Source organism: Mycolicibacterium cosmeticum (assembly GCF_000613185.1).
Taxonomy (GTDB): Bacteria; Actinomycetota; Actinomycetes; order Mycobacteriales; family Mycobacteriaceae; genus Mycobacterium; species Mycobacterium cosmeticum.
In genome coordinates, this window is record NZ_CCBB010000003.1 from 736,562 (window position 1) to 762,468 (window position 25,907).

Annotated in this window: 29 protein-coding genes; 16 read left to right on the forward strand and 13 right to left on the reverse strand. The window is 67.4% G+C overall.

The genetic code is table 11. From position 1 onward, the window contains the following. Window positions 1-34: 34 nt before the first annotated feature. The 7 genes from BN977_RS22680 (at window position 35) to BN977_RS22710 (ending at window position 6,254) form a co-directional block, all read left to right on the forward strand. Window positions 35-550 (forward strand): sigma-70 family RNA polymerase sigma factor, encoded by a 516-nt coding sequence (locus BN977_RS22680; protein WP_024449900.1) that lies wholly within the window; start codon window positions 35-37, stop codon window positions 548-550. Then, the gene (locus BN977_RS22685; RefSeq protein ID WP_036401665.1) at window positions 547-1,266 is read left to right on the forward strand and encodes an anti-sigma factor family protein; all 720 of its coding nucleotides are present in this window, start codon (window positions 547-549) and stop codon (window positions 1,264-1,266) included. The genes BN977_RS22680 and BN977_RS22685 overlap by 4 nt, the downstream gene beginning before the upstream one ends. Window positions 1,267-1,348: 82 nt before the next feature. Further along, window positions 1,349-3,031, forward strand: a complete 1,683-nt coding sequence (locus tag BN977_RS22690) for a thiamine pyrophosphate-binding protein (RefSeq protein WP_051562131.1) — start codon at window positions 1,349-1,351, stop codon at window positions 3,029-3,031. Then, on the forward strand, window positions 3,009-3,656 hold the full coding sequence (locus BN977_RS22695) for a hypothetical protein (protein ID WP_036401670.1): 648 nt from the start codon (window positions 3,009-3,011) through the stop codon (window positions 3,654-3,656). The genes BN977_RS22690 and BN977_RS22695 overlap by 23 nt, the downstream gene beginning before the upstream one ends. 11 nt (window positions 3,657-3,667) lie before the next feature. Further along, on the forward strand, window positions 3,668-4,675 hold the full coding sequence (locus tag BN977_RS22700) for a 3-oxoacyl-ACP synthase III family protein (RefSeq protein ID WP_036401673.1): 1,008 nt from the start codon (window positions 3,668-3,670) through the stop codon (window positions 4,673-4,675). After that, window positions 4,672-5,724: a pyridoxal phosphate-dependent aminotransferase gene (locus BN977_RS22705; RefSeq protein ID WP_036401675.1), complete on the forward strand. Its 1,053-nt coding sequence runs from the start codon at window positions 4,672-4,674 to the stop codon at window positions 5,722-5,724. Before BN977_RS22700 ends, BN977_RS22705 begins: the two co-directional genes overlap by 4 nt. 26 nt (window positions 5,725-5,750) lie before the next feature. Further along, window positions 5,751-6,254 carry a MarR family transcriptional regulator gene (locus BN977_RS22710; RefSeq protein ID WP_024449906.1) on the forward strand — a complete coding sequence of 168 codons (504 nt, stop codon included), beginning with the start codon at window positions 5,751-5,753 and terminating at the stop codon, window positions 6,252-6,254. A gap of 6 nt (window positions 6,255-6,260) precedes the next feature. On the opposite strand, the gene BN977_RS22715 is transcribed toward BN977_RS22710, so the two are convergent. From BN977_RS22715 to BN977_RS22725, 3 genes are read right to left on the reverse strand one after another with little or no spacing between them, the layout of a single operon-like run. After that, complete coding sequence (locus tag BN977_RS22715) at window positions 6,261-6,830, reverse strand: P-loop nucleotide/nucleoside kinase family protein (protein WP_036401679.1); 570 nt, start codon at window positions 6,828-6,830, stop codon at window positions 6,261-6,263. After that, window positions 6,830-8,164 carry an MFS transporter gene (locus BN977_RS22720; RefSeq protein ID WP_036401682.1) on the reverse strand — a complete coding sequence of 445 codons (1,335 nt, stop codon included), beginning with the start codon at window positions 8,162-8,164 and terminating at the stop codon, window positions 6,830-6,832. Before BN977_RS22720 ends, BN977_RS22715 begins: the two co-directional genes overlap by 1 nt. A gap of 42 nt (window positions 8,165-8,206) precedes the next feature. Continuing rightward, window positions 8,207-8,851, reverse strand: coding sequence for a bifunctional 4-hydroxy-2-oxoglutarate aldolase/2-dehydro-3-deoxy-phosphogluconate aldolase (locus BN977_RS22725; protein ID WP_036401685.1), 645 nt, complete (start codon window positions 8,849-8,851; stop codon window positions 8,207-8,209). A gap of 141 nt (window positions 8,852-8,992) precedes the next feature. Here BN977_RS22725 and BN977_RS22730 point away from each other — a divergent pair, with 141 nt between their 5' ends. Next, the gene (locus tag BN977_RS22730) at window positions 8,993-9,769 is read left to right on the forward strand and encodes a DeoR/GlpR family DNA-binding transcription regulator (RefSeq protein WP_036401688.1); all 777 of its coding nucleotides are present in this window, start codon (window positions 8,993-8,995) and stop codon (window positions 9,767-9,769) included. Between the two features lie 18 nt (window positions 9,770-9,787). Here BN977_RS22730 and BN977_RS22735 read toward each other — a convergent pair whose 3' ends face one another. Then, the gene (locus BN977_RS22735; RefSeq protein ID WP_051561823.1) at window positions 9,788-11,023 is read right to left on the reverse strand and encodes a GAF domain-containing sensor histidine kinase; all 1,236 of its coding nucleotides are present in this window, start codon (window positions 11,021-11,023) and stop codon (window positions 9,788-9,790) included. Then, window positions 11,020-11,706 (reverse strand): response regulator, encoded by a 687-nt coding sequence (locus tag BN977_RS22740; protein ID WP_036404202.1) that lies wholly within the window; start codon window positions 11,704-11,706, stop codon window positions 11,020-11,022. Before BN977_RS22740 ends, BN977_RS22735 begins: the two co-directional genes overlap by 4 nt. 84 nt (window positions 11,707-11,790) lie before the next feature. Between BN977_RS22740 and BN977_RS22745 the strand changes: the two genes are divergently transcribed. Continuing rightward, a complete protein-coding gene (locus tag BN977_RS22745; protein ID WP_051561825.1) occupies window positions 11,791-12,555 on the forward strand; it encodes an HAD family hydrolase in 765 nt (254 codons plus the stop codon). Here the strand turns inward: BN977_RS22745 and mmsB are convergent. The 4 genes from mmsB to BN977_RS22765 all read right to left on the reverse strand — a co-directional run bounded on the left by mmsB (window position 12,552) and on the right by BN977_RS22765 (window position 16,714). Then, window positions 12,552-13,427, reverse strand: coding sequence for a 3-hydroxyisobutyrate dehydrogenase (mmsB, locus tag BN977_RS22750; RefSeq protein WP_036401691.1), 876 nt, complete (start codon window positions 13,425-13,427; stop codon window positions 12,552-12,554). The genes BN977_RS22745 and mmsB overlap by 4 nt on opposite strands. A 21-nt stretch (window positions 13,428-13,448) precedes the next feature. Beyond that, window positions 13,449-14,615 carry an acyl-CoA dehydrogenase family protein gene (locus tag BN977_RS22755; protein WP_036404206.1) on the reverse strand — a complete coding sequence of 389 codons (1,167 nt, stop codon included), beginning with the start codon at window positions 14,613-14,615 and terminating at the stop codon, window positions 13,449-13,451. Window positions 14,616-14,653: 38 nt separating this feature from the next. Continuing rightward, complete coding sequence (locus tag BN977_RS22760; protein ID WP_036401693.1) at window positions 14,654-16,174, reverse strand: CoA-acylating methylmalonate-semialdehyde dehydrogenase; 1,521 nt, start codon at window positions 16,172-16,174, stop codon at window positions 14,654-14,656. 99 nt (window positions 16,175-16,273) lie between these two features. After that, a complete protein-coding gene (locus BN977_RS22765) occupies window positions 16,274-16,714 on the reverse strand; it encodes a GbsR/MarR family transcriptional regulator (RefSeq protein ID WP_191262552.1) in 441 nt (146 codons plus the stop codon). 135 nt (window positions 16,715-16,849) lie between these two features. Between BN977_RS22765 and BN977_RS22770 the strand changes: the two genes are divergently transcribed. Genes BN977_RS22770 through BN977_RS22780 form a run of 3 tightly spaced genes read left to right on the forward strand, consistent with a single transcriptional unit; the run spans window position 16,850 to window position 19,190 of the window. Continuing rightward, window positions 16,850-17,725 carry an ABC transporter ATP-binding protein gene (locus BN977_RS22770; protein WP_036401697.1) on the forward strand — a complete coding sequence of 292 codons (876 nt, stop codon included), beginning with the start codon at window positions 16,850-16,852 and terminating at the stop codon, window positions 17,723-17,725. Beyond that, window positions 17,722-18,435, forward strand: a complete 714-nt coding sequence (locus tag BN977_RS22775) for a fluoroquinolone export ABC transporter permease subunit (protein ID WP_024449919.1) — start codon at window positions 17,722-17,724, stop codon at window positions 18,433-18,435. The genes BN977_RS22770 and BN977_RS22775 overlap by 4 nt, the downstream gene beginning before the upstream one ends. Before the next feature lie 14 nt (window positions 18,436-18,449). Next, complete coding sequence (locus tag BN977_RS22780; RefSeq protein ID WP_407661205.1) at window positions 18,450-19,190, forward strand: Rv2686c family ABC transporter permease subunit; 741 nt, start codon at window positions 18,450-18,452, stop codon at window positions 19,188-19,190. Window positions 19,191-19,209: 19 nt separating this feature from the next. Here BN977_RS22780 and BN977_RS22785 read toward each other — a convergent pair whose 3' ends face one another. From BN977_RS22785 to BN977_RS22800, 4 genes are read right to left on the reverse strand one after another with little or no spacing between them, the layout of a single operon-like run. Further along, window positions 19,210-20,055, reverse strand: a complete 846-nt coding sequence (locus BN977_RS22785; protein WP_024449921.1) for an LLM class F420-dependent oxidoreductase — start codon at window positions 20,053-20,055, stop codon at window positions 19,210-19,212. A gap of 16 nt (window positions 20,056-20,071) precedes the next feature. After that, window positions 20,072-20,929: an LLM class F420-dependent oxidoreductase gene (locus BN977_RS22790; RefSeq protein WP_024449922.1), complete on the reverse strand. Its 858-nt coding sequence runs from the start codon at window positions 20,927-20,929 to the stop codon at window positions 20,072-20,074. 60 nt (window positions 20,930-20,989) lie between these two features. Beyond that, window positions 20,990-22,456, reverse strand: a complete 1,467-nt coding sequence (locus BN977_RS22795) for an ATP-binding protein (protein WP_024449923.1) — start codon at window positions 22,454-22,456, stop codon at window positions 20,990-20,992. 34 nt (window positions 22,457-22,490) lie between these two features. Further along, window positions 22,491-24,182, reverse strand: a complete 1,692-nt coding sequence (locus BN977_RS22800; RefSeq protein WP_024449924.1) for an NAD(P)/FAD-dependent oxidoreductase — start codon at window positions 24,180-24,182, stop codon at window positions 22,491-22,493. A 335-nt stretch (window positions 24,183-24,517) separates the two neighbouring features. On the opposite strand from BN977_RS22800, the gene infA reads away from it, so the two are divergent. From infA to rpsK, 4 genes are all read left to right on the forward strand, one after another. After that, window positions 24,518-24,739 (forward strand): translation initiation factor IF-1, encoded by a 222-nt coding sequence (infA, locus tag BN977_RS22805; protein WP_003418601.1) that lies wholly within the window; start codon window positions 24,518-24,520, stop codon window positions 24,737-24,739. A gap of 83 nt (window positions 24,740-24,822) precedes the next feature. After that, window positions 24,823-24,936, forward strand: a complete 114-nt coding sequence (gene rpmJ, locus BN977_RS22810; RefSeq protein ID WP_003879483.1) for a 50S ribosomal protein L36 — start codon at window positions 24,823-24,825, stop codon at window positions 24,934-24,936. A gap of 168 nt (window positions 24,937-25,104) precedes the next feature. Next, window positions 25,105-25,479 (forward strand): 30S ribosomal protein S13, encoded by a 375-nt coding sequence (rpsM, locus tag BN977_RS22815; protein ID WP_024449925.1) that lies wholly within the window; start codon window positions 25,105-25,107, stop codon window positions 25,477-25,479. 6 nt (window positions 25,480-25,485) lie between these two features. Next, window positions 25,486-25,899 (forward strand): 30S ribosomal protein S11, encoded by a 414-nt coding sequence (rpsK, locus tag BN977_RS22820; RefSeq protein ID WP_024449926.1) that lies wholly within the window; start codon window positions 25,486-25,488, stop codon window positions 25,897-25,899. Window positions 25,900-25,907 lie beyond the last annotated feature (8 nt).

Below are 25,907 nucleotides of genomic sequence, written 5' to 3' on the forward strand. Positions count from 1 at the left end.
ACCACCCACGTCGTGTCAGAGACGGAGGTTGGGAGTGGACGATCCGGAGGCCGCAATGATGCGGGTGCTGTATGACGAGCACGCGGGCGCATTGTGGCGGTATGCCCTGCGGTTGACGGGCGATGCCGCCCGCGCCGAGGACGTGGTGCAGGAAACGCTGCTGCGCGCCTGGCGGCATCCCGAGGTGACCGCCGATCCGGACCGCCCCGCACGTGCGTGGTTGTTCACCGTCGCGCGTAATCTCGTCATCGACGAACGGCGGAGTGCTCGGTATCGCAACGAGACCGGTACCCCCGACGTCGAACAGGCCGCCGACCGGGCCGGCCCCGACGAAGTGGATTCCGCGCTGGACCGGCTACTCATCAGCACCGCGCTGAGCGAACTCTCCGAGGATCATCGCGCGGTGGTCAAGCGCGCCTACTACCAGGGGATGACCACCGCCCAGATCGCCGCCGACCTCCAGATCGCCGAAGGCACCGTGAAGTCCCGCCTGCACTACGCGGTGCGGGCCTTACGTCTCAATCTGCAGGAGATGGGGGTGACGCGATGACCGGGTTCGACACGATCTCCGACGGAGATCGGTACGCCACCTGGGATGCCTCCTATGTGCTGGGTGCGCTCTCTCCGGCCGAGCGGCGTGAATACGAGGCGCACCTGCGTGGCTGTGCCCGGTGCAGTGCCGCGGTGGCCGAACTGACCGGTATGCCGGCCCTGCTGGCGATGGTCGACGTGGCCGATATCGAGGCGATGGATTCCGGCGAACCCGAACCGGTCCCGCGGCCGGAACTGCGCGACCAGGTGATCGACCAGGTGCGGTCGCGCCGCCGCCGGTCCCGGTGGGTGACCACGGGAGCCATCGGTCTGGCGGCCGCGCTGCTGGCGGTCGGTGCCGTGGTGGCCGTCCGTCCCGACGTGTTCGGCCTGCAGCAGGGCACCACCCAGCAGGCGGCGCCGTCGCTGGAGATGACCAAGGTCAACCAGACGCCCATCGCGGCGAGCATCACCATGTCCGGTTTCAGCTGGGGCACCCGCATCGACATGGCGTGCAGCTACGGCGACTGGGGGCAGCGCAACACCAAGCCGCAGAACCTGGGAATGGTGGTGGTCGGCAAGGACGGTAGCCGCGACCAGATCGCCACCTGGCTCGGATTGTCCGGCGCGACGGCGCTACCCAGCGGAAACACCCCGCTGCCGATAAACGAAATCGCTGCCGTGCAACTGGTTTCGGCGGACGACGGAAAGGTGTTGCTGGAAAGAAACCTGTGAATCGGCCCCGGGAGTGAACCCGATCCGGGCCGGGCCCGTGTCACCTGCAGAACGAGAAAGCGGGTGAGCAGTGTCCGAACAGGTGACCAGCACACACCGGGTCGTCGACCACATCGTCGGTCGGCTGGCGCGGCACGGGGTACGGTACATCTTCGGCGTCGACGGCGCCAATATCGAGGATCTCTACGACGCGGCCCACTTCTGTGACGACATCACCGCGGTGTTGGCCAAACACGAGTTCTCGGCCGCGACGATGGCCGACGGCTATCGCCGCGGCGGAGCCGGGCTGGGGGTGGTGGCCGCCACCTCCGGTGGCGGCTCACTGAATCTGGTTGCCGCGCTGGGAGAATCGCTGACCAGTAGGATCCCGGTGCTGGCGCTGGTCGGTCAACCGCCGACGACCATGGACGGCCGCGGGTCCTTCCAGGACACCAGCGGGCTGGGTGGCGCGCTGGACGCCCAGGCGCTGTTCTCGGCGGTGTCGGTGTACTGCCGGCGGGTGGTGGACGCCGCGACCGTCGACGAGGCGTTGACCGAGGCGCTGGCCGCCACGCGCCGCGGCCCCGCGGTGTTGTTGCTGCCAAAAGACGTGCAGCAGAGTCTCTTTGACGCTCAGGCCGGCGCCGAAGCGCCTGCTGCGCTGCCGTTGAGCGTTCCGATCGGCGATCCGGCTCCGATCGCCGCGCACCTGCGCCGGGTGCGCGGTCCCGTGACGATCATCGCCGGTGAACAGGTCGCCCGCGACGACGCCCGCGACGAACTGGAACGGCTGCGCGCGATCCTGCGGGCCCGGGTGGCCACCGTGCCCGACGCCAAGGATGTCAGCGGTGCACCCGGACTCGGTTCCTCCTCCGCGCTGGGTGTGACCGGCGTGATGGGCCATCCCGGGATGGCCGACGCGCTGGCCGACAGTGCGGTGTGTGTCGTGGTCGGCACCCGGCTGCCGGCCACCGCGCGCGCCGGGCTGGACAGCGCGCTGGCCCAGGTCCCGGTGCTGTCGCTGGGGGCCGAACCGCCGTACCCGCCCAGCCTGCACGTGCACACCGACGATCTGCGCGGATCGCTGAGCATGCTCAACGCCGCACTGTCCGGTCCGCTGGGAGTCACCGTGCCCGAACGGATCCCGCACGCCGAACTGAGTCCGCCGGCTCATCACGGTGACGGGATCCGGTACCGCGACGCGATGGCCGCGCTGGACCGGGCACTGCCCGACGGTGCCGACATCGTCGTCGATGCCGGCAACACCGGCGCTGCCGCGATCCATCATCTGCCGGTGCGGCGCGGCGGACGATTCGTGGTGGCACTCGGGATGGGCGGGATGGGCTACAGCTTCGGCGCCGGAATCGGAATGTGTTTCGGACGTCGCCGGCGCACCGTCGTCATCGCCGGTGACGGATCGTTCTTCATGCACGGCCTGGAGTTGCACACCGCCATCCAGTACCGGCTGCCGGTGACCGTGGTGTTGTTCAACAACAACGCCCACGCCATGTGCGTCACCCGCGAACAACTGTTCTACCGAGACCTGTACAGCTACAACCGCTTCGCGCCGAGCAAGCTCGGCGCCGGACTGTCCGCGATGTTCCCCGGCCTGCCCGCCGTCGACATCGCCGAGATCGAGGCACTGCCACAGGCTTTGCACACCGCCCTCGACGCCGAGGGCCCGTCGGTGGTCAGCATCGAATGCTCCGCCGACGAAATTCCGCCGTTTGCACCATTTCTGGAGAACAAGGAGAGCCCCGCCCATGTCCCTGCCCGCACTCGCTGACATCACCGAGCCCATCGAGGGGGTGGTCCGCATCGAGACCTCGCCCCGCGAACAGGCCACCCCGATCATCATGGAGATGATGCGGTCGGTGTATCCGCACGACCAGGTGTTCGGTGAATTCTGTCCCGTGAACGGTTACATCGACTGTCCGCCGGCCGAACTCTTCGACTACCTGGCCGACACCCGCAGCCTGGAGGAGTGGACGTACAGCCTGCGCGGGTTCACGCCGACCGACGAGGAGGGTCTGTGGTTGGCCTATGACCGGCTCGGTTCGGAGACCAAGATCTTCACCCGCACGGTGGCCAACCGCGACGCCATGACCGTCGACTACCACTGCGCCTGGGATCAGGGCCATCACCTGTGGATGATCTACCTGATGCGGGTCGTCGACGCGCAGGTCGTCCTCGACAAGCCGGGTTCGGTGGTGCTGTGGACCAACTGCCACCACCCGTTCTACGACAAGAACCCCTACCCGGAGACCGCGCCGCCGGAACGCCCGGTGTGGGTCGGCGATTTCTGGGACATGTTCGGTGCCGGCCACGAGCTGGAGCTGCGCAACCTGAAGGCCATCGCCGAGTACCGGCACCGCAACGGCCTGCCGATCACCCCCGACTGGATGAAGTGAGGTCCCCGTCCATGAGCGTCAGCCTGATCGATGTCTCCACCTATCTGCCCGGCGAGCCGATCGGTGCGGACTACTACGCGCAGTTCGCCGACTCCGATGACCTGCGGGACAACCTGATGTTCCGGGCACCCAAGTACCGCCATCACGTCGCACCCGACGAGACCGCCACCGACATGATCGAACGGGCCGCCGCCGGCTTGGTCGAGAGGCACGGCGCCGACGTGCTGTCCGAGGTCGACGTGCTGATCACGCACACCCAGTTGCCCGATATGCCCTTCTACGGCGGCGGCGGGGCGATCGCGCATCGCCTCGGTATGAAACCGGGTTGGGTGGTGGATCTGCACAACGGTGGCTGCGCCGCATTCGTGTTGGGACTGAAGATGGCCCGCAATCTGCTGGCCTCCGGCGAGGGACGCACCGCGTTGATCGCCGTCGCGCAGAACGCGGCGGGCCAGATCTTCGACCAGGAAACGGTGCGGCGCAAGGCCCAGGCCTCGGTCCCGGGTGACGGCGCGGCCGTCGGGTTGGTGACGTGTTCGGACACGTCACCGATCCTGGATGTGGAGTGCCGCACCTACGGTGAGTTCGCCGGGGACATGACCATCGCGGTGGATCCGCCGCGCAAGTGGTGGGCCGCCGGCCCCGGCGAGGGTTGCATCGGCTTCACCGAATCCAAGATCACCAAGGTGCTGGCCCGCGGCAACCGCCAGGTGCCCGAGGTGTCCTACGCGGTGTGCGACCGGATCGGGTTGGCACCCAGGGATATCGATCTGCTGGTCACCAACCAGCCGAACCGGGTGTTCCTGCGCAACTGGCGTGAGGCGCTGGAGCTGCCCAAGGAACGGCACGTCGACACGTTCGACGACTGCGGCAACCTGTTCGCGGCGGGGATCCCGGTCAACTTCGACCGCGCGATCACCGAAGGCCGGGTGAAGGCCGGCGACACCGTCCTGATGGCGGCCTTCGCGCATGCCGGCGACTTCGCCGGTGCGGCCGCCATCCGATGGGGCGGGCGATGAGCATCCCGGACGGGGTGCTGGCCGAGGTGTTCGACACCCTGCCCGCGGCGCAGGATCCGTTTGCCCTGTCGCTCAACGAGATCCCGTTCCCGCCGCTGCCGTCGGTGCGGTCGGCGCTGGTGGCCTCGATCGGTGCGGCCAACCGGTACCCGGAGTTCCTGCCCCAGCGGTTGCGTGCCCTGATCGCCGAGCATCTCGGCGTGGCAGAGGGGCAGGTGGTGATCGGTACCGGCGCCACCGGCGTCATCATGCAGGTGCTGCAGGCGGTCACCCGGCCCGGTGACGCGATGGTGATGGCGACGCCGACCTTCGACGGGTACCCGATCTTCGCCCAGATCGCCCGGCTGCGGTCGATCACCGTCGCACTGGACGCCTACGGTCACCACGACCTGGACGCCATGGCCGGGGCCGCCGCCGCCGGCGCCAGGGTGGTGGTGGTGTGCCGGCCGCACAACCCCACCGGCACCGTGGAATCGGCCGCGGCGTTGCGTCGTTTCCTGCATGCCGTGCCGGTCGACACCACCGTCGTGCTCGACGAGGCCTATGTCGAGTTCCTGGCCCCAGAGCACCGGTTGGACACCCGGGAGCTGGTGCTGTGCCATCCGAATTTGGTTGTGGTGCGCACGTTTTCGAAGGCATACGGGCTGGCGGGTTTGCGCATCGGCTACGGGTTCTGCGGTCCCGAACTGGCCCGCCGGCTGTGGACCATGCAACTGCCGTTCGGTGTCGGGCTCACCGGCTTGGTGGCGGTGGCGGCCTGCTACGACGCCGAAGACGAGATGCGCCACCGCATCCGGATCATCGACACCGAGCGCAGGCGGCTGCGCACCCAGTTGTCCAGGCTGGGCATCTACAGCACCGACGCGCAGGCCAACTTCGTCTACCTGCCCGCCCCCGGCGGCGACCGGGCGGTGTGGCGTCAGGTGTTCGACGGTGACGGGCCGCGGGTCCGGCACTACGGGGACGGTGGCGTCCGCATCACCATCGGTGTGCGGCAGTCCACCAGGGCCGTGTTGTCCGCCGTCGCGGGTTTCCGCGCTGGTGGCTGAGTCACCGCATGCGGTAAGAACAGGGGATGCCCTCTGCGCCGGACCACCGTGACCCGATCGCGCTGGCGCGCGCCAACTGGGAACGCGCGGGCTGGGGCGATGTGGCCGACGGCATGGTGGCGGTCACCTCGGTGATGCGGGCGCACCAGATCCTGCTGGCCCGGGTCGAGACCGCGCTGCGTCCCTATGACCTCAGTTTCTCGCGGTTCGAACTGCTGCGGCTGCTGGCGTTCAGCAGCAGCGGCGCGCTGCCGATCACCAAGGCATCGGACCGCCTGCAGGTGCACGTCACCAGCGTCACCCACGCGATCCGGCGGCTGGAGGCCGATGGCCTGGTGGAACGGCTGCCGCATCCGACCGACGGCCGCACCACGCTGGTGCGGTTGACCGACCTGGGCCGCTCCACCGTCGAGGACGCCACCGAGACGCTGAACAAGGAGGTGTTCGCCGACGTGGGTGTCTCGCCGGAGGACTCCCGCGCGCTGGCCAGCGCCATCGAGACACTGCGCAGGCACGCCGGGGACTTCTAGAGCCGATCAGCGCATCCTGTCGAGGAACGTCAGGTCGACGGAGTCGCTGCTGTCCACGTCGACGCAAGCGACGTCTGACCAGCGGACGTCTCGCGCGCTGGCGCGAGCCCAGAATTCGTCCCAGTGCTCCAGCTTCCAGGCGTCCCGGCTCAGACCTCGCCGGACAATCCGGCGGCGAATCGTGTCGGCGTCGGTCACCACCCGGATCACCAAGCGTTGTGTCGGTGGCCATTCGTGTTCCAGGCTTGCGCGGGTCAGGAAGTCGGTGTCGTCGAGGAATGCCCCGAAGGGCGCGTCCAGCACCACCGACGTGCCGGCTCTCAGGCAGTCGCCGGCCACTCGGAGCAGGGCCGCGTACTCGAGCGGCATGACGTTGTCGACGTAGAAGGGATTGTTGTCGCGATCGTGAGGGTCATGGCCGGCCAGCCGCAGGATCTCTTCGGTGAGACCGCCGACAATGGTGTCCTTGTCGAGATGGGCGGCACCGAGCCGACAGGCCACTCGCCGGCTCACGCTGCTCTTGCCTGACCCGGCCGGACCGAGCACCACTGCGACGACCGGGGTGGCAGCTGTCATCAGGCCCGGCTCCTGTCGCGGACGAACAGTCCGTAGGACACCGCTCCGACCAGGAGCAGTACGCCGCCGATCACGAAGACGTAGTGATAGTTGCCACCGGTTCTGTCCAGGATGATTCCGGTGACCACCGGCGCGCAGGCAGCGCCGAGGAATCCGCCGAAGTTCTGGATTGCGCCGAGTGACGAGACCTGATGGTCGGGCGCGATGTCGGAGGCCAGCGTCCAGATCACGCCAATCGGTACCTGGGCGAAGAAATACCCCACGCACAGCAGCAGGATGCTCAGGACGGTCGACTGCACATACGCCACGGGCAGAACGGCGGCGGCCGCGAGAACGGCGCCGACGACGATGGGCAGCTTGCGTGCTCGCAGCACCGGGAGCCCGCGGACCACGAGCGCGCGGGACGCGAAGCCGCCGGCAAGCACGCCTGCGATGCCGCACAGATAGGGGAGCGCGGCCACCCAGCCGACTTCCTTGAGGCTGAAGCCACGAGACTTCTCCAGATAGCCCGGCAGCCAGGTCAGGTACACCCACACTGTGTAGAAGATGCCGAACGCGCCGATGACCATGAACCAGGTGTTGGGCTTGCCCAGCAGGGCTGCCCAGGTCCGCATCGTCGACTCCTGCGTCTCGCCGGCGGCATCGGTCGCTTCCTGTTCCTCTGCGCTGAGCACGCTGTTCTGCTTGATCGACGCCTCCTCCTCTGGCGTGGGGTTGCGGTAGGCAAGCCACCACAGCGCGACCACGGCGACGCCGGTAACGCCCAGCACGACGAACATCCCGCGCCAGCCGAAGGCGATGATGAGGAATGTGAGCAGCGGCGGTGCGATGGCGTTGGCGATCTGTGATCCGGTGTTGACCACGGCGAGCGGGATGGACCGTTCGTCTTTGGCGTACCAGCGCTCCGCGACTTTGAGTCCCGATGTGAAGAACGGTGATTCGGCGATGCCCAACGCCACCCGTGCCGCGTACAGCGGGCCGAAACTCGAGGCCACCGCGGTCAGCATGGTGACCGCGGACCAGGCCCCGGCCGCTGCGGCGTACATCTTCTTGGGGCCGAACTTGTCGACCAGGAAGCCGGCGGGCAGGTTGGCGATCGCGTAGGGCCAGGAGAAGGCCGACAGCAGCAGGCCCATCTGAGTGTTGGACAGGCCGAGGTCACCGGCGATGGTCGTGTTGCCGACGCTCAGCGTGCTGCGGTCGAGGTAGTTCACGATCCCGCCGAGCACCAGCAGCGCGACGAACATCCAGCGGAGTCGGTTGAGGGAGGCCGCTATGGTGCGGCGGGGCGTCTGGCCGGTGTGCCGGTGAGAGGCCGTGGCTGGAGTGGTCATGCGGGCGTTCCTCGGGGTCGGTTGCTGGGTTGGGCGGGAGGGTCAGGCTCGAATGTCCGCGAGGAGGTCGAGGAATTCGGTTGCGGCCGTGCGGATTCGGTGTGCGTCCAGGTCTGGGCCACCGGCGCGGGCGATGTGGCCGGCGACGCCGACCGCTGCAGCGCCCGCAGCGAACCACTCGCCCACGTTGTCCGGGGTGACGCCGCCGGTCGGGCAGATCGGGATGTGCGGCAGGGGGGCGCGGAGGCTCGTCAGATAGGCCGGGCCGTGCAGCTCGGCGGGGAAGAGCTTCACCACATCGGCTCCGGCTCGGTGTGCCTGCACCACCTCGGTGGGAGTGAAGGCGCCACTGATGGCGGCGACATCGCGTGGCTTCGCGGTGGCGATCACGTCCGGGGCGACATGAGGAGTGACCAGGACGGTGGCCCCGGCGTCGAGGGCCTGTTCGGCGAGGTCGGCATCGAGAACCGAACCGGCGCCGACGCTGATCTCGTCGCCGTACTCCTTGCGCAAGCGGGAGATCGCCCCGAGGGCGTCGGGCACGGTCAGCGGGATCTCCAGGACCGTGAAACCGCCGGCGATTGCGGCGTGTGCAATGCGCTCGGCGCTGTCGGCCGTCCCGGTGCGAAGGATCAGGATGGCGCCCGTGCGTTCGAGCAGGGACAAGGTGCGCTGTGCTGTGATCACCGTCTCACCATACGACAAGATTTCACAGATGTGAACAGAAGAAGTGAATTTTTGTGACACTGAGTGAGATGGGTGCGTCGCGCCGCCGAGGTGTGCTCGGCACCGGCACACTCGAAGCATCCGACGAGCGTCAGGTGAGTGATGATCCCCTTCCAGCGGCACAAAGCGCTGATGGAGTTGCTGCGAGTCCACGGTGTGCTGAGCACAAAGGTGCTGACGGACGAGCTCGGTGTGTCCCACATGACGGTTCGCCGCGACATCGCCCGGCTGGAGGCGGACGGACTCGTCGAATCGGTGGCCGGCGGTGTGCGTCTCGCCGATGCCGGTGATGGTCAGACGCCGACGGGACGGCGGCAACGCGCGGAATTGCAGATCGCCGCCAAGCAAGCGATAGCGTCCGAGGCCGCCACCCGGGTCGCCGACGGCGCGACGATCTTCATCGACGCCGGCACCACATGCGAGGCGCTCGTGCCGCATCTGGTCCGCAAGAGAAACCTCACCGTGGTCACCAACGATCTGTACTCGGCGGTGGCGTTACTGGAGCACCCGCAGATCGAAGCCGTCCATCTCGGTGGCGGCATCGACCCCGAAAGCGGCTCCACCACAGGGGCTTTGGCCACCAGGATGTTCGAGGTGCTGACTTTCGACCTGTGTCTTCTCAGCACGGGTGCATGGAGCCTGGACGGAGGGCTGACTGTGCGCCGCACCAGTCAACTGGCGCTCAAACAGGCCGCCATGGCGGTGAGCCGACGCAAAATCCTGCTCGCCGACGCGTCGAAATACGGTGCGACCGCGGCGTATCGCGTCATCGGCTTGGCCGAGCTCGATGAAGTGATCACCGACGCAGGCCTCGACGCCACCAGCGCGAAGCTTCTCGGAGATGCCGATGTCGCGGTCTGTCTCGCAGGCGGGCGGTGAAGCCGGCGGCCTGGCCGGTCATACCGACGGCACCGGGATGGTCGCCGTCACGGCGGTACCGGACCCCGGCCGGGACCTGATGTTGAGCCGCCCGCCCACGATCTCGGCGCGTTCGGCCATCGACAGCAGGCCGTAGCCGCCCATCTCGTCGCTGCCCAACGGGTTCTCGAAGGTGTCGAAACCGACGCCGTCGTCCACGATCTCGAGACGCGCGGTGTCGTCCTGCACCCCGAAACTCAGCCGAGCCGTACTGGCCTGCGCGTGTTTGACGACGTTCTGCAGGCATTCCTGGGCGATCCGGTACAGCGCCACCTCGATGTGGTCGGGCAGCCGCTCGTCGGCCAGATCCAGCTCCAGGCGCAGCTGGGGGACCGAGCGCGCCAGACTGGCCAACCCGCCGGCCAACCCGAGATCGTCGAGCACCGGTGGCCGCAGCCCGCCGATCGCCGCCCGCGCCTCCTGCAGGGTCAGGTCGACCAGTTCGCGGGCCCGGCCCAATTGATCGCCCGCCCTGGACAGTTCGGCGGGACTTTCGGTCACCGTGCGGGTCGCGGCATCCAGCCAGTACGACAGGGTGATCAGCCGTTGCGAGATACCGTCGTGGATATCGCCGGCCAGCCGCCTGCGCTCGATCTCCTGGGCCTGGATCACCTGTTCGACGAAGTTCTCGTGCGCCCGTTCGCGGGCCACCAACTGCCGGTGCAACCGGGCCTGATGCATGGCGCCCGCGATCAGCCTGCCGATGACCAGGAGCAGTTCCACGTCGCGGGCACCGAACTCGCGCCGGGCCACGGTGTGCACATTGAGCACCCCGACCAATCCGCCAGGATCGGTTTCCATCGGCACCGAGACCATCGAGGTGAAATCGGAGCCACGCAGCGTCTCGAACGGCCGGTAGCGTGGATCGGCTTCCTTGTCGGCGATGATCACCACGGGCTCGCGCTGGCTGGCCACCCAGCCGGACACGCCTTCGCCCAGCGGCAGCCGGATCTTGCCGACCTCGCTGTCGAACGGCGGCGTCGCCCCGGCAAGTGTCAGGGACCGTTCGGTGTCGTCGAGCACGTGCACGAAGCACACGTCGGCGCCGGTGGCCGCGGTGATCATCCGGGCCGCCGCGGCGGCCAGTGGTTCCACGCCCGGCCCGCTGGACGCGGCCTGGATGAGTTCGCGCAGCAGGGTCAGCTCGCCATCGGCGGTCAGGACGTTGCGGTCGGCCGGCGCGGGCCGGCCGGGGGCAGCGTCGGCGTCGCTCATCGGTAGATCCCCTCGCGCAGCGCCGTGGCGACGGCGCCGGTGCGGTCGGTGACGCCGAGCTTGCGGTAGATGGAACTGAGGTGACTCTTCACCGTCTCGTCCCCGATCACCAGCTTGGTGGCGATCCCGCGGTTGGACAGCCCGTTGACCACATACGACAGGATCTCGCTCTCCCGCTGGGTGAGGCCCTGGCGGGCGCCCGGCCAGAATTCGTCGCGCTGCAGGCGCGCGGCGGTGTCCGCGGCCCGGGCGGCCATCCCGGGATCCAGCGCGGTCTGCCCCAGATGCACGAATTCCAGCTGCCGGACCAGTTCGTCGCTGCCGATGCTCTTGAGCAGGTAACCCGATGCGCCCACCCGCAGCGCCTGGAACAGGTACTGCTCGTCGTCGTACACCGACAGCATGACGACCTTGCGGTTCGGGTCACGGGCACGCAGTTGCAGGCACAGATCCAGCCCGCTGGAGCCCTGCATCCGGACGTCGCAGAGCACGATGTCGGGGTCGAGGTCGTCGACGACGGCCAGCGCACGGTCGGTGCCGACGGCTTGGCCGACCACCTGCACCCGGTCACCGAAGGCAGCGAGCATCGCCTTGAGCCCCTCGATCACCATCTCGTGGTCGTCGACCAGGACCAGGCGCAAGGGGATGCGCGATCCGCTCTCGGGCGCCGGCTGGCTTGCCATGGCGATCATTGTCCGCAAGTTGGCCTCCCAAATCCCCCCTTTGGGGGAGGCCGAGGAGGTGTGACGTGGGCCACGCTGTCAGGCATGCGGGGCGACACACCTGTGCGATGTTTCTGGTGGGATGCCGGGCGGCCCGCGGGGGCCGTCGTCGAGGAGCTGCGGGCCGTCATCTTCGACGTGGACGGCGCGCTGGGGGATATCGAGCGGGACGGCCAGCGCCGCGCGTTCAACGCGGCCTTTGCCGAGCACGGCTTCGATATCAGCTGGTCGGTGGCCGAGTACGGCAGGCTGGTCCGGATCGGCGACGAGCGCCGTCGCATCGCCTCGGCCCTGCGCCGGCGCGGGTACGGGCGGATCAGCCCGGAGATCGCGAGCTATATCCAGCACACCAAGAACGACATCTTCGTCGAGTGGGTGCTCGACGGCGACGTGACACCGCGTGCGGGGCTGGTCGATCTGGCGAACCGCCTGTATGCCGCCGGCATCTCGATCGCGGCGATCAGCGCCGGATCTCCGGTGTGGGTGGAACCCCTGGTGCGGCAGCTGATCGGGGAGGGGATCGCCGAGGTCATCGTCACCCCGGACGACCTGTCGCCGGCCCGCGAACCGGATCTGCACGGGCACGCGCTGTGGGAATTGGGCATCGGTGCGGAGTGCGCGCTGGCGGTGACCGGATCGGCGCACGGGCTGCGCGCGGCGACCGCCGCCAAGCTCGCCACCGTGGTCGTCCCGACGGCCTACACCGCCGGCCAGGACTTCACCGGCGCCGCTGCCGTCCGTGCCGATTACGCGGGGTGGACGGTCGACGGTTGTGTGCGGCAGCACCGGCACTGGTGGATGTGCCGTTAGCCTTCGCGCAGCAATTCGATGACAGCGCTGAAGTCCTTGTCGGCGTGCTCGGCGGCGAACTTGCTGTAGATCTCGGCGGCGTGCGTGCCCAGCGGCGCCGTGGCGCCGGTGGAGGCGACCGCGGCCATCGCCAATCCGAGGTCCTTGGTCATCAGGGCGGTGGCGAAGCCCGGCTTGAAGTCGTTGTTGGCCGGTGACGTCGGAACCGGTCCCGGAACGGGGCAGTTCACCTGCACGGCCCAGCAGTTGCCGGTGGCGCCGGTGATGACGTCGTAGAGCGACTGCTTGTCCAGGCCGAGTTTCTCGGCCAGTACGAATGCCTCGCCGACGGCGATCTGCTGCACCGCCAGCACCATGTTGTTGCACACCTTGGCGGCCTGCCCGGCACCGGAGTCGCCGCAGTGGATGATCTTGCCCGCCATCGGTTCCAGCACGGGGCGGCCGCGTTCCACCGCTTCGGCGGCACCGCCGACCATGAAGGCCAGCGTCCCGGCCGCCGCACCCTTGACGCCGCCGGACACCGGTGCGTCCAGCTGGGCGTAGCCGTGTTCGGCCGCGAGCTTGTTGACCTCTCGGGCGTCGTCGACGGAGATGGTCGAGCTGTCGATGAACAGCGCGCCCGCGGACGCGGCCGGCAGCACCTCGGCGTAACAGCTCTTCACCAACGCGCCGTTGGGCAGCATGGTGATCACCACGTCGGCCCCGGCCACCGCTTCGGCCCCGGACTGCAAGACGGTGACGCCGTTGGCCTTTGCCGCCTCGATGGCGGCCGGAACCGGATCGAACCCGCGGACGGTGTGCCCCGCGGCCACCAGGTTGGCGGCCATCGGGCCGCCCATATGGCCGAGTCCCAGGAAAGCGATGGTGCTCATTGGCGAATCCTCTCTAGACCTCTAAGCCGAGGCCTGTGCGGCGGCCGCGCGCCCGATGACCACGCGCATGATTTCGTTGGTTCCCTCGAGGATGCGATGCACGCGCAGATCCCGGACGATTTTCTCCAGACCGTATTCGCGCAGATACCCGTATCCGCCGTGCAGTTGCAGTGCCTGATCGGCCACGTCGAAGCAGGAATCGGTGACGTACCGTTTGGCCATGGCGCACAACGTCACCTTGTTCGGGTGGTTGTTGTCCAGTGCGATTGCGGCGCGCCACAACATGTTCCGGGATGTCTCAAGTGCGGTGGCCATATCGGCCAGCGCGAACCGGATGGTGGGTTCGTCGAGCAGGGCGGTGCCGAAGGCCTGCCGGTCGGCGAGATAGCCGACGGTCTTGTCGTGGGCGGCCTGCGCCCCGCCCAACGAGCACGCGGCGATGTTGAGCCGGCCGCCGTTGAGACCGTTCATCGCGATCCCGAAGCCGGTGCCCTCCGAGCCGCCGAGCAAGGCGTCGGCCGGAACCCGCACACCGTCGAAGATGACCTGCGCGGTGGGTTGGGCGTTCCAGCCCATCTTCGTCTCGTTGGCACCGAAGCTGAGCCCCGCGGAGCCTTTTTCGACGACGAACGCCGAGATGCCCTTGGGGCCCGGTGTGGTTTCGGGGTCCCCGGTCCTGGCCATCACCACGTACACATCCGAGGCGCCGGCACCGGAGATGAACTGCTTCACCCCGTCGAGGACGTAATCCGATCCGTCCCGGACGGCCTTGGTGCGCAAGGCCGCCGCATCCGAGCCGGCGCCCGGTTCGGTCAGGCAGTAGCTGGCGATCGAGCTCATCGACGCCAGCCGCGGCACCCAGGTCTTGCGTTGCTCGTCGGTTCCGTAGGTGTCGATCATCCACGCGCACATGTTGTGGATGGACAGGAACGCCGCGATGGTGGGATCGGCCGCGGCCAGTGCCTCGAAGATGCGCACCGCATCGAGGCGCCGCAACCCGCTGCCGCCGGCGTCCTCGTTGCAGTAGATGGCCGCCATCCCGAGTTCGGCGGCCTCGCGCAGCACATCGGTGGGAAAGTGGTGGGTTTCGTCCCACTCCAGCGCATGTGGTGCGATGCGCTTCTCGGCGAACGCGGCCGCCGTCTCGGCGATCACGCGTTCGTCGTCATCGAGGTCGTACAGGTCCACCGTCATCTTCTCCTCGCGCAAGCGCTCATCCGCGCGAGCTACTTCATCGTCGGGATGACGAACTCGGCGCCATCCTTGATCCCCGAGGGCCAGCGCTCGGTGACGGTCTTTACCTTGGTGTAGAACTGGATCGAGGCCGGACCGTGCTGGTTCAGATCGCCGAAGCCGGAGCGCTTCCAGCCGCCGAAGGTGTGGTAGGCCACCGGCACCGGGATCGGCACGTTGACTCCCACCATGCCGACCTGCACCTTGGAGACGAAGTCGCGGGCGGCATCACCGTCGCGGGTGAAGATCGCGACGCCGTTGCCGTACTCGTGCTCGGTCGGAAGACGCAGGGCCTCTTCGTAGTCGGCGGCCCGCACGATGCACAGCACCGGACCGAAGATCTCGTCGGTGTAGATGGACATGTCGGTGGTGACATGGTCGAATAGGGTGGGGCCGATGAAGTACCCCTTGGACAGATCGGCGTCACCGAAGGTGAGGTCGTCGCTGGCACGTTCGCGGCCGTCGACCACCAGCTCGGCACCGGCGTCCACGCCCTGACCGATGTAGTTGCGCACCCGCTCCAGCGCGGCCCCGGTGACCAGCGGTCCGTAATCGGCCTTGGGGTCCAGGCTGTGACCGACGCGCAGCTGGTTGATCCGCTCAACCAGGCGGGCCCGCAACCGATTCGCCGTTTCCTCACCGACGGGCACCGCGACACTGATGGCCATGCAGCGCTCGCCGGCACTGCCGTAGCCCGCACCGATGAGCGCGTCGACGGCCTGGTCCAGGTCGGCGTCGGGCATCACGATCATGTGGTTCTTGGCGCCACCGAAGCACTGGGACCGCTTGCCGTGTGCCGCAGCGCCCGAGTAGATGTACTGCGCGATATCCGAACTGCCGACGAAGCCGACCGCCTGGACGGTGGGGTGCTCCAGGATGGCGTCCACGGCCTCCTTGTCGCCGTGCACCACCTGGAAGACGCCCGGCGGCAGGCCCGCCTCGATGAACAGTTCGGCCAGCCGCACCGGAACCGACGGGTCGCGCTCGGAAGGCTTGAGCACGAAGGCATTTCCGCATGCCAGGGCGGGGCCGGCCTTCCACAGCGGGATCATGGCGGGGAAGTTGAACGGGGTGATACCGGCGACCACACCGAGCGGCTGGCGGATGGAGTACACGTCGATACCGGTGCCGGCGCCCTCGGTGAACTCGCCCTTGAGTAGGTGCGGGATGCCGACCGCGAACTCGATGACCTCGATACCGCGCTGGATGTCGCCCAATGAGTCGGCCACCGTCTTGCCGTGCTCCAGCGAGAGCAGTTCGGCCAGCTCGTTGGCGTTCTGGTTGACCAGGTCGATGAACCGCATGAAGACCCGGGCCCGGCGCTGCGGGTTGAACGCGGCCCACTCCTTCTGGGCCTCGGCGGCGCCGGCGACCGCGGCGTCGACGTCGGCGGCCGATGCGAGCAGCACCTGCGCCTGGACCTCGCCGGTGCTGGGGTTGAGCACGTCGGCGGTGCGGGTCGAGCCGGCGTCGGTGCGCCGGCCGTTGATGAAGTGCTGAATCTGTGTGGTCATGGCGTCCGTCCGAAGGGTGTGCACGAAGAATCTCGATCAGGAGATACTTGCATATCCTAGTAATGGCGGAGTGGAGTTGGCAAGGGGTGGCGCGGTGACTCACCCTTCCCGTTGTCGCCAGCGGTCGAGGATGTCGGGTATCTCGGACATGAGAAAGGCGTAGAAATCGCGCATCTGGACCAGCCGGTGGTACGCCGGGCTGCCGGCGTCAGCGGCCGCGATGCCGGTGTCGGCGGCAATCTGCATGGCCCGAATGGTCTCGTTCTGGCTGGTGAACAGGATGGCCCAGGCATCGTCACGAAGCCGGTAATGGTCGCGCCTGCTGGCCGGTGCGGGTACACGCTCGGCCAGGCCGACGGAGGTGAGCGATTTGAGTGCGGTGGAGACCGACCCGGCGCTGGCGTTCAGCAACTCTGAGAGATCCCCCATCGTGAGGCTGGGGTGCTCGGTGAACAACAGGGTGGCCAACACGCGCGCGGTCATCCGTTGCAGGCCGTGACCGGTGAGCACGAGAGCGAGCTGCTCGGCCGCGTCCTGCAGGGCTGAGGACTGGGGCATGGCGAAACCTCCTCGCGCCGATTGCTCTTCAATAATTTCGGAAATTTTAGTACAGTCGCTGACGGTGCTCCGGGAAGTCTGGTCGGAATCGATACTGGCTTGCACGGAAGGGCACTTATGCGAATTGCGACCGAGGTCATCGACGTTCGAGGGCTCACCTTCAGCTATCCCAAGGCGCACGAACCGGCCATACGCGGCATGGACTTCAGCGTCGGAAATGGGGAGATCTTCGGATTTCTCGGCCCCAGTGGAGCCGGCAAGTCGACGACCCAGAAGCTGCTCATCGGCTTGCTGCGCGGCCATGGTGGCCGGGCCACGGTGTGGGGCCGCGACCCGGTGGACTGGGGCCAGGACTACTACCAGCGAATCGGCGTCTCGTTCGAGTTGCCGAACCACTACCACAAACTCACCGGTTTGGAGAATCTCCGGTTCTTCGCCGCCCTCTACGCCAAACCGACAGCCGATCCGATGCAACTGCTCGACGCGGTGGGTCTGACCGGCGCCGCGAATGACCGAGTTGCCAAGTACTCCAAGGGAATGCAGATGCGGCTGACCTTCGCGCGCTCGTTGATCAACAACCCCGATCTGCTCTTTCTCGACGAGCCGACCTCGGGGCTGGATCCCGTCAACGCCCGCAAGGTCAAGGACATCATCCTGGATCTGAAAGCGCGTGGCCGCACGATTTTCCTGACCACCCATGACATGGCGACGGCCGACGAGCTGTGTGACCGGGTGGCCTTCGTGGTCGACGGCAGTATTGTCGCGCTCGACAGCCCGGCCGAGCTCAAGATCGCCAGGAGTCACCGACGGGTGCGCGTGCAGTACCGGGTGGCCGATCAGGAGCTGCGCGTCGCCGAGTTCGCGATGGACGGGTTGGCCGACGACCCGGAATTCCACGCGGTGCTGCGGGACCACCATGTCGAGACCATCCATAGTCGTGAGGCCAGCCTGGACGACGTGTTCGTCGAGGTCACCGGACGGGAACTGGCATGACCCGCCTGGCCGCCGCCATCAGGCTCGAGCTCACGCTCCAGATGCGGCAGAAGTTCCTGCACGCGGCCCTCTTCTCCGGACTCATCTGGCTCGCGGTGCTATTGCCGCTACCGCGTCATCTTCGTCCGATCGCCGAACCCTACGTTCTCGCCGGCGATATCGCGATCATCGGCTTCTTCTTCATCGGCGGATCGGTTTTCTTCGAGAAGCAGGAACGCACCCTGGGCGCGGTCATCTCCACCCCGCTTCGGTTCTGGGAGTATCTGACCGCCAAACTCATTGTCCTGGTATCCATCTCCCTGGTCGTTGCGATCGTGGTCCCCACCGTTGCCAGTGGATTCGTGTATGACGCACTACCGCTGGTCGTCGGGGTGCTGCTCGGCACGCTGCTGATGCTCGTGGTCGGATTCATCTCGTCGCTGCCGTTTGCATCGGTCACCGACTGGTTTCTGGCCGCCAGCATCCCGCTTGCCGTGATGCTGGTGCCCCCGGTTTTGCACTACTCCGGCGTGTGGCCCAACCCGGTCCTCTATGCGATACCCATCCAGGGTCCGATGCTTCTGCTCGGCGCGGCATTTGGGCAGACGGCCCTGACCGGCTGGCAGATCCTGTATGCGGTGCTGTATCCGATGGCGTGTCTCGCTCTGTTGTGGCGGGTGGCGCAGCTGATGTTCGGCCGGTACGTCATCGAGCAATCGGGTGTGTCGTGACCGGGCTGTGCAGTGTGAAGTCTCGACGGGCGATCGCTGCATTCGGCCGCAAGGACTTTCGCGGCACGTACCGCGATCCCTTGTTGGTGATGCTCGTCGTCGCGCCGGTGATCTGGACCAGCGGAGTGGCCGTCCTGACGCCGATGTTCACTGCCATGCTGGCGCAGCGTTACGCGTTCGACCTGGTGCCCTACTATCCGCTGATTTTGACCGCATTCCTGCTCCTGACCAGCATCATCATCGCGGGCGGCCTCGGCGCGTTCCTGGTGTTGGACGAGGTCGACGCCGGCACCATGATCGCGCTGCGGGTTACACCGGTACCGATGTCGATGTTCTTCGCCTACCGAGCGGCGACGGTCATGGTCGTGACGACCGTGTACGTGGTCGCGACCATGTCGTTGAGTGGCATCCTGAAACCGGGCCTGGTCGGCGTGCTGATCCCGATCGGCATGGTGGCCGGGCTGTCGGCCGTGGTGACGCTGTTGTTGATCGTCGCGTTGGCCGGCAACAAGATCCAGGGCATCGCCGTGCTTCGAGCGCTCGGCATGCTGATCGCCGGCTTGCCGTGTCTGCCGTGGTTCATCGACACGGCGTGGGGCCTGGTCTTCGGGGTGCTCCCGCCTTATTGGGCGGCCAAGGCTTTCTGGGTCGCCGGTGACGGCGGCATATGGTGGCCCTACCTCGTCGGAGGTGTCATCTATAACGCCGCCATCGGCTGGCCCCTCTACCGGCGATTCACCGCCAAACAGACCTGAACGGGACGTCCAGACGCCACTACCCCTTCAGGCCGAGTGGCCCGGCGAGCGCGGTGAGTGTGGGCAGCAACTTGTCCCACCCGCCGAGCACCTGGATGGTCACCTGGTCGGCACCGGCGTCGATGTGCTCGGCCAGTCGTGCGGCGATCGACTCGGCCGTCCCGTGCGCCACCACCGCGTCGATCAACTTGTCGCTGCCCGGCTTGGCGATGTCCTCCTCGGTGAAACCCAGCCTGCGCCAGTTGTTCAGGTAATTGCTCAAATTCAGGTAGAAGTCGACGGTCTCGCGGCCGATCCGGCGAGCCTCGGCGGTCGCCTCCGCCGACCCGTCGGTGAGCACCACCTTGTGTTCCGGCGCCAGGAAAACACCGTCGCCCAAGATCTTTCGCGCTTCGGCGGTGTGCTCCGGAGTGGTCAGGTACGGATGCGCACCGGCGCTGCGGTCACGGGCCAGCCGCAGCACCTTGGGACCCAGCGCGGCCACCACCCGGCGCTGCACCGGCACGTCGGCGGCGTCCAGCGCGTCGAGGTACTCGACCAGCACGTCGTAGGGCTTGCGGTATTCCTCGGTGTGTTCGGGATGCCCGATCCCGATGCCCAGCAGGAACCGCCCGGGATGGGACTTCTCCAGCCGGTGATAGGTCTCGGCGGCCTGGCTGGCCGGCGAGGTCCAGACGTTGATGATCCCGGTGGCCAGTTGCAGCGTCTCGGTGCTGTCCAGAATGGCCTCGGCGAACGGCAGATCCCCGGCGGGCGAACCGCCGATCCACACCGCGCCGTACCCCAACTGCTCGATGGCCACGGCTTGTTCGGGCGATACCTTGCCGAACGTCCACACCCCGTAGCGGCCCACGTCGATCGTCATCACAATCCCTTTCGGTTCATCGCAGGCCCAACGGCCCGGCGAGTTCGGTCAGAGCGTCCAACACCTTGTCCGGCGAGGTCAGAACCTGCACCGGGACGTGGTCGGCGCCCGCGTCGAGGTGCTCGCGCAGCCGGGCCGCGATCGCGTCGACGGTCCCGTAGGCGACCACCGCGTCCACCAGGCGGTCGCTGCCCGGCTTGGCGACGTCGGAGTCGGTGAATCCCAAGCGTTTCCAGCTGTTGAGGTAGTTGTCCAGATTCAGGTAGATCTCCAGGGCCGTACGGCCGGCGGCGCGCGCCTGCTCGGCGTCGGTGGTCAGCACCACTTTGTGTTCGGGCGCGATGAAGGCATCGGCGCCGAGGAGGTCCCTGGCCTGCTTGCTGTGTTCGGGGGTGGTGAGGTACGGGTGCGCGCCCGCGGACCGGTCGGCCGACAGCTGCAGCACCTTCGGGCCCAGCGCGGCGACCACGCGGCGGTGTTTCGGCACCCCGTGCTCGTCGAGCGTGTCCAGGTACGCGTTGAGGGCGTCGAGCGGCTTGCGGTACTCGGTGATCGCCTCAGGGTGGCCGACACCGATGCCGAGCAGGAATCGGCCGGGGTACGCCTTCTCGATGCGGTGGAACGACTCGGCGGTGGCGGCCGCGTCGGCGGTCCAGATGTTCACGATGCCGGTCGCCACCTGCAGGGTGTCGGTGGCGGCCAGGATCGGTTCGACCCAGTCCAGCTCGGCGGGCGGCGAGCCCCCGGCCCAGATGGCGCCGTAGCCCAGCGCCTCGATCTGCTGCAGCTGGGCGGCGGAGAACTGTTGCCACTGGGTGTAGCGGCCGAAGACGCCGAAGGGGCCGAGCTCGGGTTTCGATGTGTTCTGGGTCATGGATCAGATCAACCGGTCGCCGGTGCGGCGGTATTCCGATTCGATCCGCATGAGCAGAACCTATTCGCCGGGGTCGGCCTCGGCGGGACGCGGTGCGACCAACGGCAGGCAGATGATGAACCGGGTGTTGCCGGGTTCGGACACCACCCGCAGATCGCCGCCGTGCTTCTCGACGACGATGCGCCAGGCCAGGTCCAGTCCCAGGCCGGTGCCCTCGCCGAACGGCTTGGTGGTGAAGAACGGGGTGAAGATGCGACCGACGATGTCCTCGGGGATACCCGGCCCGTCGTCACCGATCTCGACGCGGATCATCTGCTCGCTCTCGCGCGCGGTGCGGATGGTCAGGGTGCCGTGCCCGTCCATCGCCTGGATCGCGTTGTCGATGATGTTGGTCCACACCTGATTGAGATCGCCTGGATAGCACTGCAATTCGGGCAGCGACTTGTCCATGTCCTTGACCAGGGTGATCGGCTTGCCCTGATGCCCGATCTTGTCGCCGAACATCATGATCGTGCTGCGCAGCAGTTCGTGGACATCGGCGCTCTGATAGGAGCCGCGGTCCATCTGCGAGTACTGCTTGGCGCCGGCCAGCAGCGCCGAGATGCGGCGGCTGGCCTCGGCGATCTCGTTCATCCGCAGCTCGGTGTCGATGGTGTACTTCAGCCAGCCGATCGCGCTCTGCAGCGAGGCCGTCGCGTCGGCGTCCTCACAGGACGCCGAGATCCGTTCCAGCCAGTCGATATCCAGGCCCGCCTCGACGAACGTCGGCGCGTAATCCCAGGCGCTGGCGATGCCCCGGTCCTCCAGCCACTCGCCGATCTGGTCCTCGCGGTCGGAGGTCTCCAGCGCCGTGAGCTCCAGCCCCTTGCTCTTGGCGACCTGCTCGGCCACCTGGTCCTGGATGGTGATGAGCACCCGGAGGGCCTCCGGCGAGAACTTGCCGTCGGCCAGCATGGCCAGCTTGTGGCGCATCTTGCCGACACCCTCGCGCAGATCGGCCACGGCGCGGGCGGTGGCCGCCGCCGGGTTGTTGAGCTGGTGGGTGAGCCCCGCGGTGATGGTGCCCAGGGCCAGCAGCTTCTCGCGCTGCCCGATGATCTGACTCTGCCGCCGGCCGCCGACCAGGTGGCCCTCCAGCAGGTGCACGGCCATCGGGAACTGCGAGCGCATGAAGGCGGCGAACGCCTCGGCGTCCAGGACGAACACCCGGGACGGCTCCACCAGCCGTACCGAGGCCTGGTAGACGTGCTCCTCGCCGGGGATGTAGGCCGACCACGCGCCGAAGTACACCCCGCGCTGTGAGGTGCGGTTGGTCTGGATGTCGACGCCGCCGGAGCGCTTGGACATGATCAGCTCGCCGTCGATCAGCACGTAGAAGCAGGTGGCCTGATCACCCTCGGTGACGATCGGCCCGGCGGGGAACGTCTCGATGGTGCCGGCCTGACACAGCGTGTCGAGTTGCTCATCGGACAGGTGCTCGAACAGGAACAGGGTCCGAAGTTCGTCGCGCACGCAGGTCTCACCCATCGTTGTCATCTACTCCCGTCAAGCCGGCCGGCCATCATGCTTCTGCCAAATAGCGGTGCACCAGCATCACCGCCATCGACCCCTCGCCGACGGCGGCCGCCACCCGCTTGGCGGATTCGGCGCGCACATCTCCTGCAACAAACACACCGGGCACACTTGTTTCCAAATGGTGCGGCGGACGTTCCAGCGTCCATCCGCACACGTCGCGCAGGTCGGGTCCGGCCAGGATGAACCCGTGGTCGTCGCGGGCCACCACACCGTCGAGCCATTCGGTGCGCGGGGTGGCGCCGATGAAACAGCACAACCGCGTCGAGCGCACGTCCTCGCGCTCGCCGGTCCGCTTGTTCTCCAGTGTCAGTCCCACCAGGTGGTCGTCCTCGGCGGTGGTGCCGACCACCTCGGTGCAGGTGCGCACGTGGATGTTGGGGGTCTGCTCGATCTGCTGGATCAGGTAGTAGGACATCGACGCCTCCAGCGACGGCCCACGCACCAGCAGGGTCACCGAGTTGGCCTCCCTGGCCATGAACATCGCCGCCTGACCGGCCGAGTTGGCGCCCCCGACGATGTAGACGTCCTCCCCGGCGCATTCCGAGGCGTCCGACACCGAGGCGCCGTAGTACACGCCCTTGCCGATGAGGTTGGAGTCGTCGGCCGCCGAACAGCCGGTGACCGACAGTTCCCGGTAGTCGACGCCGGTGGCCAGGATGACGGCGCGGGCACCGATGGTGCTGTGGTCCTCGAACGAGATGGTGCGGGCGGTGCCCACCTCGCCGGCCTGCAATTTGATCGCCTTGCGGGTGGTGATCACCTCGGCGCCGAACCGTTCGGCCTGCCGGCGGGCCGTGGTGGTGAGCTCGATGCCGGAGATCCCGTTCTCGAAGCCGAGGTAGTTCTCGATCCGTGAGCTTCTCCCGGCCTGCCCGCCGGTGGTGGCCCGCTCGATGAGCACGGTGTTGAGCCCCTCGGAGGCGCCGTACACCGCCGCCGCCAGCCCGGCGGGCCCGCCACCGATGACGGCCAGGTCGTACATCTCCAGGGATGGGTTGGTGGACAGCCCCAGCAGGTCGGCCAGCTCGGCGTCGGAGGGCTCGACCAGCGGGGTGCCCTCCTCGGTGATGACGACCGGCAGTTGCCTGCCGTCGAGTCCGGCCGCGTCGAGCAGCTGCTTGCCCTTGGGTTCCTCGGCGGTGAAGGCCTTGAACGGGTAGCCGTTGCGGGCCAGGAACTGGCGCACCTCCCAGGACCGCGGATTCCACTGATGTCCGATGACCTTGGTGTAGGGAATGGCGCGGTCTCCGACGGCGTGCCAGGCCTCCAGCAGTCCGTCGATCACCGGGTAGAGCTTCTCCTCCGGCGGGTCCCACGGTTTGAGCAGGTAGTGGTCCAGGTCGACGACGTTGATGGCGTCGATGGCCGCCGTGGTGTCGGCGTACGCGGTCAGCAGGACGCGCCGGGCCATCGGGTAGAGGTCCATCGCGGCCTCGAGGAATTCGATGCCGCTCATCTGCGGCATCCGGTAGTCGGCCACGAACACCGCCACGGTGTCACCGCGCAGCTTCAATTCGTGCAGGGTTTCCAGCGCGTCGAGGCCGGATTCGGCGCGCACGATGCGGTACCGCTCGCCGTAGTGGCGGCGCAGATCGCGGGCCACGGCACGGGACACGGCAGGGTCGTCGTCGACGGTGAGGATTACGGGTTTGCGGGGCTGGGCCGCGGGTCCAGTCATATCGGCTTCAATTATGCTCCCGCCGTCCACTGATTTGGGGGTTGACCTCCGCTCTTGGCCTCCGGCGGCGAAGGCACCCCGCCGCGGGCGGCCAAGGCACCCCGCCGCAGGCGGCGGCGGCCTGCGGCGATTTGGGTGCAAGCCTGCGCAGAGGGTATTGTGGACCAACGGTGCGGCCTCCGCGCCGACTGTTTGCGTGCCTGTCCAGGACCCTGTGTTTCGCCAGAACCAGCGTTCTACCGATCCAGCCCACGTCTTGTAGTCGGAACGATGGTGTGCACCGACTGCAGAAGCGGGCGCACGATACGAAACGAAAGCAAGGATCGCTAGACAGTATGGCCAAGAAAGACGGTGCCATCGAGGTCGAGGGTCGCGTGGTCGAACCCCTGCCCAATGCGATGTTCCGCATTGAGTTGGAGAACGGACACAAGGTCCTGGCCCACATCAGCGGCAAGATGCGGCAGCACTACATCCGCATCCTGCCCGAGGACCGCGTCGTGGTGGAGCTGTCTCCGTACGACCTGTCCCGGGGCCGCATTGTGTACCGGTACAAGTAACACGCCCCTCAACCGCAACCACCACCAGAGCGGTGACGCGCGCCTGCGCTCGTCACCGCACAACCAAGAAGGATCGCGAAGCCGTGAAGGTGAACCCGAGCGTCAAGCCGATCTGCGATAAGTGCAGGGTGATCCGCCGGCACGGGCGGGTCATGGTGATCTGCTCCGATCCGCGGCACAAGCAGCGGCAGGGCTAGCTGCTAGCCCTGTTCGAGCAGTAGCTCCACCCACACCTGAATGCAGACATCCCAGTTCCAGTGCGGGCATAGGGCCCGCATACACGTCCGGCACGGAGGCCGGACCCCATCAAGACGAGGGAACGGGCTGGGACCAGACCTCCGCATAGAAAAAGGAAACACTGCCTGATGGCACGTCTCATGGGCGTCGATCTGCCGCGCGACAAGCGCATGGAGATCGCGCTGACCTACATCTACGGCATCGGCCGTACCCGCTCCCAGGAGATCCTGGACGCCACCGGTATCGACCGGAGCCAGCGCAGCAAGGACCTCACCGACGACCAGGTGAGCACGCTGCGTGAATACATCGAAGCCAACTTGAAGGTGGAGGGTGACCTGCGCCGCGAGGTTCAGGCTGACATCCGCCGCAAGATCGAGATCGGCTGCTATCAGGGCCTGCGGCACCGCCGCGGCCTGCCGGTGCGTGGCCAGCGGACCAAGACCAATGCGCGTACCCGCAAGGGACCCAAGCGCACCATCGCCGGCAAGAAGAAGGCCAGGTAACCCGAGATGGCACAAGCCAAGAAGGGCGCTCCCAAGAAGGGTGCCGCCAAGACCCGCCGCCGGGAAAAGAAGAACATCCCGCTCGGCGCCGCGCACATCAAGAGCACGTTCAACAACACGATCGTCTCGATCACCGATCCGCAGGGCAACGTCATCGCCTGGGCGTCGTCGGGCCATGTCGGCTTCAAGGGGTCGCGTAAGTCGACGCCGTTCGCCGCGCAGCTGGCCGCCGAGAACGCCGCCCGCAAGGCGCAGGAGCACGGTGTGAAGAAGGTCGACGTGTTCGTGAAGGGCCCGGGTTCGGGCCGCGAAACCGCGATCCGTTCGCTGCAGGCCGCCGGCCTTGAGGTCGGCGCAATTTCCGACGTCACCCCGCAGCCGCACAACGGCTGCCGTCCGCCCAAGCGGCGCCGGGTCTAGGGAGGATC

Excerpts from the sequence above, each read along its gene's own strand:
- BN977_RS22685 (WP_036401665.1), top strand. The coding sequence starts at position 547 with ATGACCGGGTTCGACACGATCTCCGACGGAGATCGGTACGCCACCTGG.
- BN977_RS22695 (WP_036401670.1), top strand. The coding sequence starts at position 3,009 with ATGTCCCTGCCCGCACTCGCTGACATCACCGAGCCCATCGAGGGGGTG.
- BN977_RS22700 (WP_036401673.1), top strand. The coding sequence starts at position 3,668 with ATGAGCGTCAGCCTGATCGATGTCTCCACCTATCTGCCCGGCGAGCCG.
- BN977_RS22705 (WP_036401675.1), top strand. The coding sequence starts at position 4,672 with ATGAGCATCCCGGACGGGGTGCTGGCCGAGGTGTTCGACACCCTGCCC.
- BN977_RS22710 (WP_024449906.1), top strand. The coding sequence starts at position 5,751 with ATGCCCTCTGCGCCGGACCACCGTGACCCGATCGCGCTGGCGCGCGCC.
- BN977_RS22715 (WP_036401679.1), bottom strand. The coding sequence starts at position 6,830 with ATGACAGCTGCCACCCCGGTCGTCGCAGTGGTGCTCGGTCCGGCCGGG.
- BN977_RS22720 (WP_036401682.1), bottom strand. The coding sequence starts at position 8,164 with ATGACCACTCCAGCCACGGCCTCTCACCGGCACACCGGCCAGACGCCC.
- BN977_RS22730 (WP_036401688.1), top strand. The coding sequence starts at position 8,993 with ATGATCCCCTTCCAGCGGCACAAAGCGCTGATGGAGTTGCTGCGAGTC.
- BN977_RS22735 (WP_051561823.1), bottom strand. The coding sequence starts at position 11,023 with ATGAGCGACGCCGACGCTGCCCCCGGCCGGCCCGCGCCGGCCGACCGC.
- BN977_RS22740 (WP_036404202.1), bottom strand. The coding sequence starts at position 11,706 with ATGGCAAGCCAGCCGGCGCCCGAGAGCGGATCGCGCATCCCCTTGCGC.
- BN977_RS22745 (WP_051561825.1), top strand. The coding sequence starts at position 11,791 with ATGCGGGGCGACACACCTGTGCGATGTTTCTGGTGGGATGCCGGGCGG.
- mmsB (WP_036401691.1), bottom strand. The coding sequence starts at position 13,427 with ATGAGCACCATCGCTTTCCTGGGACTCGGCCATATGGGCGGCCCGATG.
- BN977_RS22760 (WP_036401693.1), bottom strand. The coding sequence starts at position 16,174 with ATGACCACACAGATTCAGCACTTCATCAACGGCCGGCGCACCGACGCC.
- BN977_RS22770 (WP_036401697.1), top strand. The coding sequence starts at position 16,850 with ATGCGAATTGCGACCGAGGTCATCGACGTTCGAGGGCTCACCTTCAGC.
- BN977_RS22775 (WP_024449919.1), top strand. The coding sequence starts at position 17,722 with ATGACCCGCCTGGCCGCCGCCATCAGGCTCGAGCTCACGCTCCAGATG.
- BN977_RS22785 (WP_024449921.1), bottom strand. The coding sequence starts at position 20,055 with ATGACGATCGACGTGGGCCGCTACGGGGTGTGGACGTTCGGCAAGGTA.
- BN977_RS22790 (WP_024449922.1), bottom strand. The coding sequence starts at position 20,929 with ATGACCCAGAACACATCGAAACCCGAGCTCGGCCCCTTCGGCGTCTTC.
- BN977_RS22795 (WP_024449923.1), bottom strand. The coding sequence starts at position 22,456 with ATGGGTGAGACCTGCGTGCGCGACGAACTTCGGACCCTGTTCCTGTTC.
- BN977_RS22800 (WP_024449924.1), bottom strand. The coding sequence starts at position 24,182 with ATGACTGGACCCGCGGCCCAGCCCCGCAAACCCGTAATCCTCACCGTC.
- infA (WP_003418601.1), top strand. The coding sequence starts at position 24,518 with ATGGCCAAGAAAGACGGTGCCATCGAGGTCGAGGGTCGCGTGGTCGAA.
- rpsM (WP_024449925.1), top strand. The coding sequence starts at position 25,105 with ATGGCACGTCTCATGGGCGTCGATCTGCCGCGCGACAAGCGCATGGAG.
- rpsK (WP_024449926.1), top strand. The coding sequence starts at position 25,486 with ATGGCACAAGCCAAGAAGGGCGCTCCCAAGAAGGGTGCCGCCAAGACC.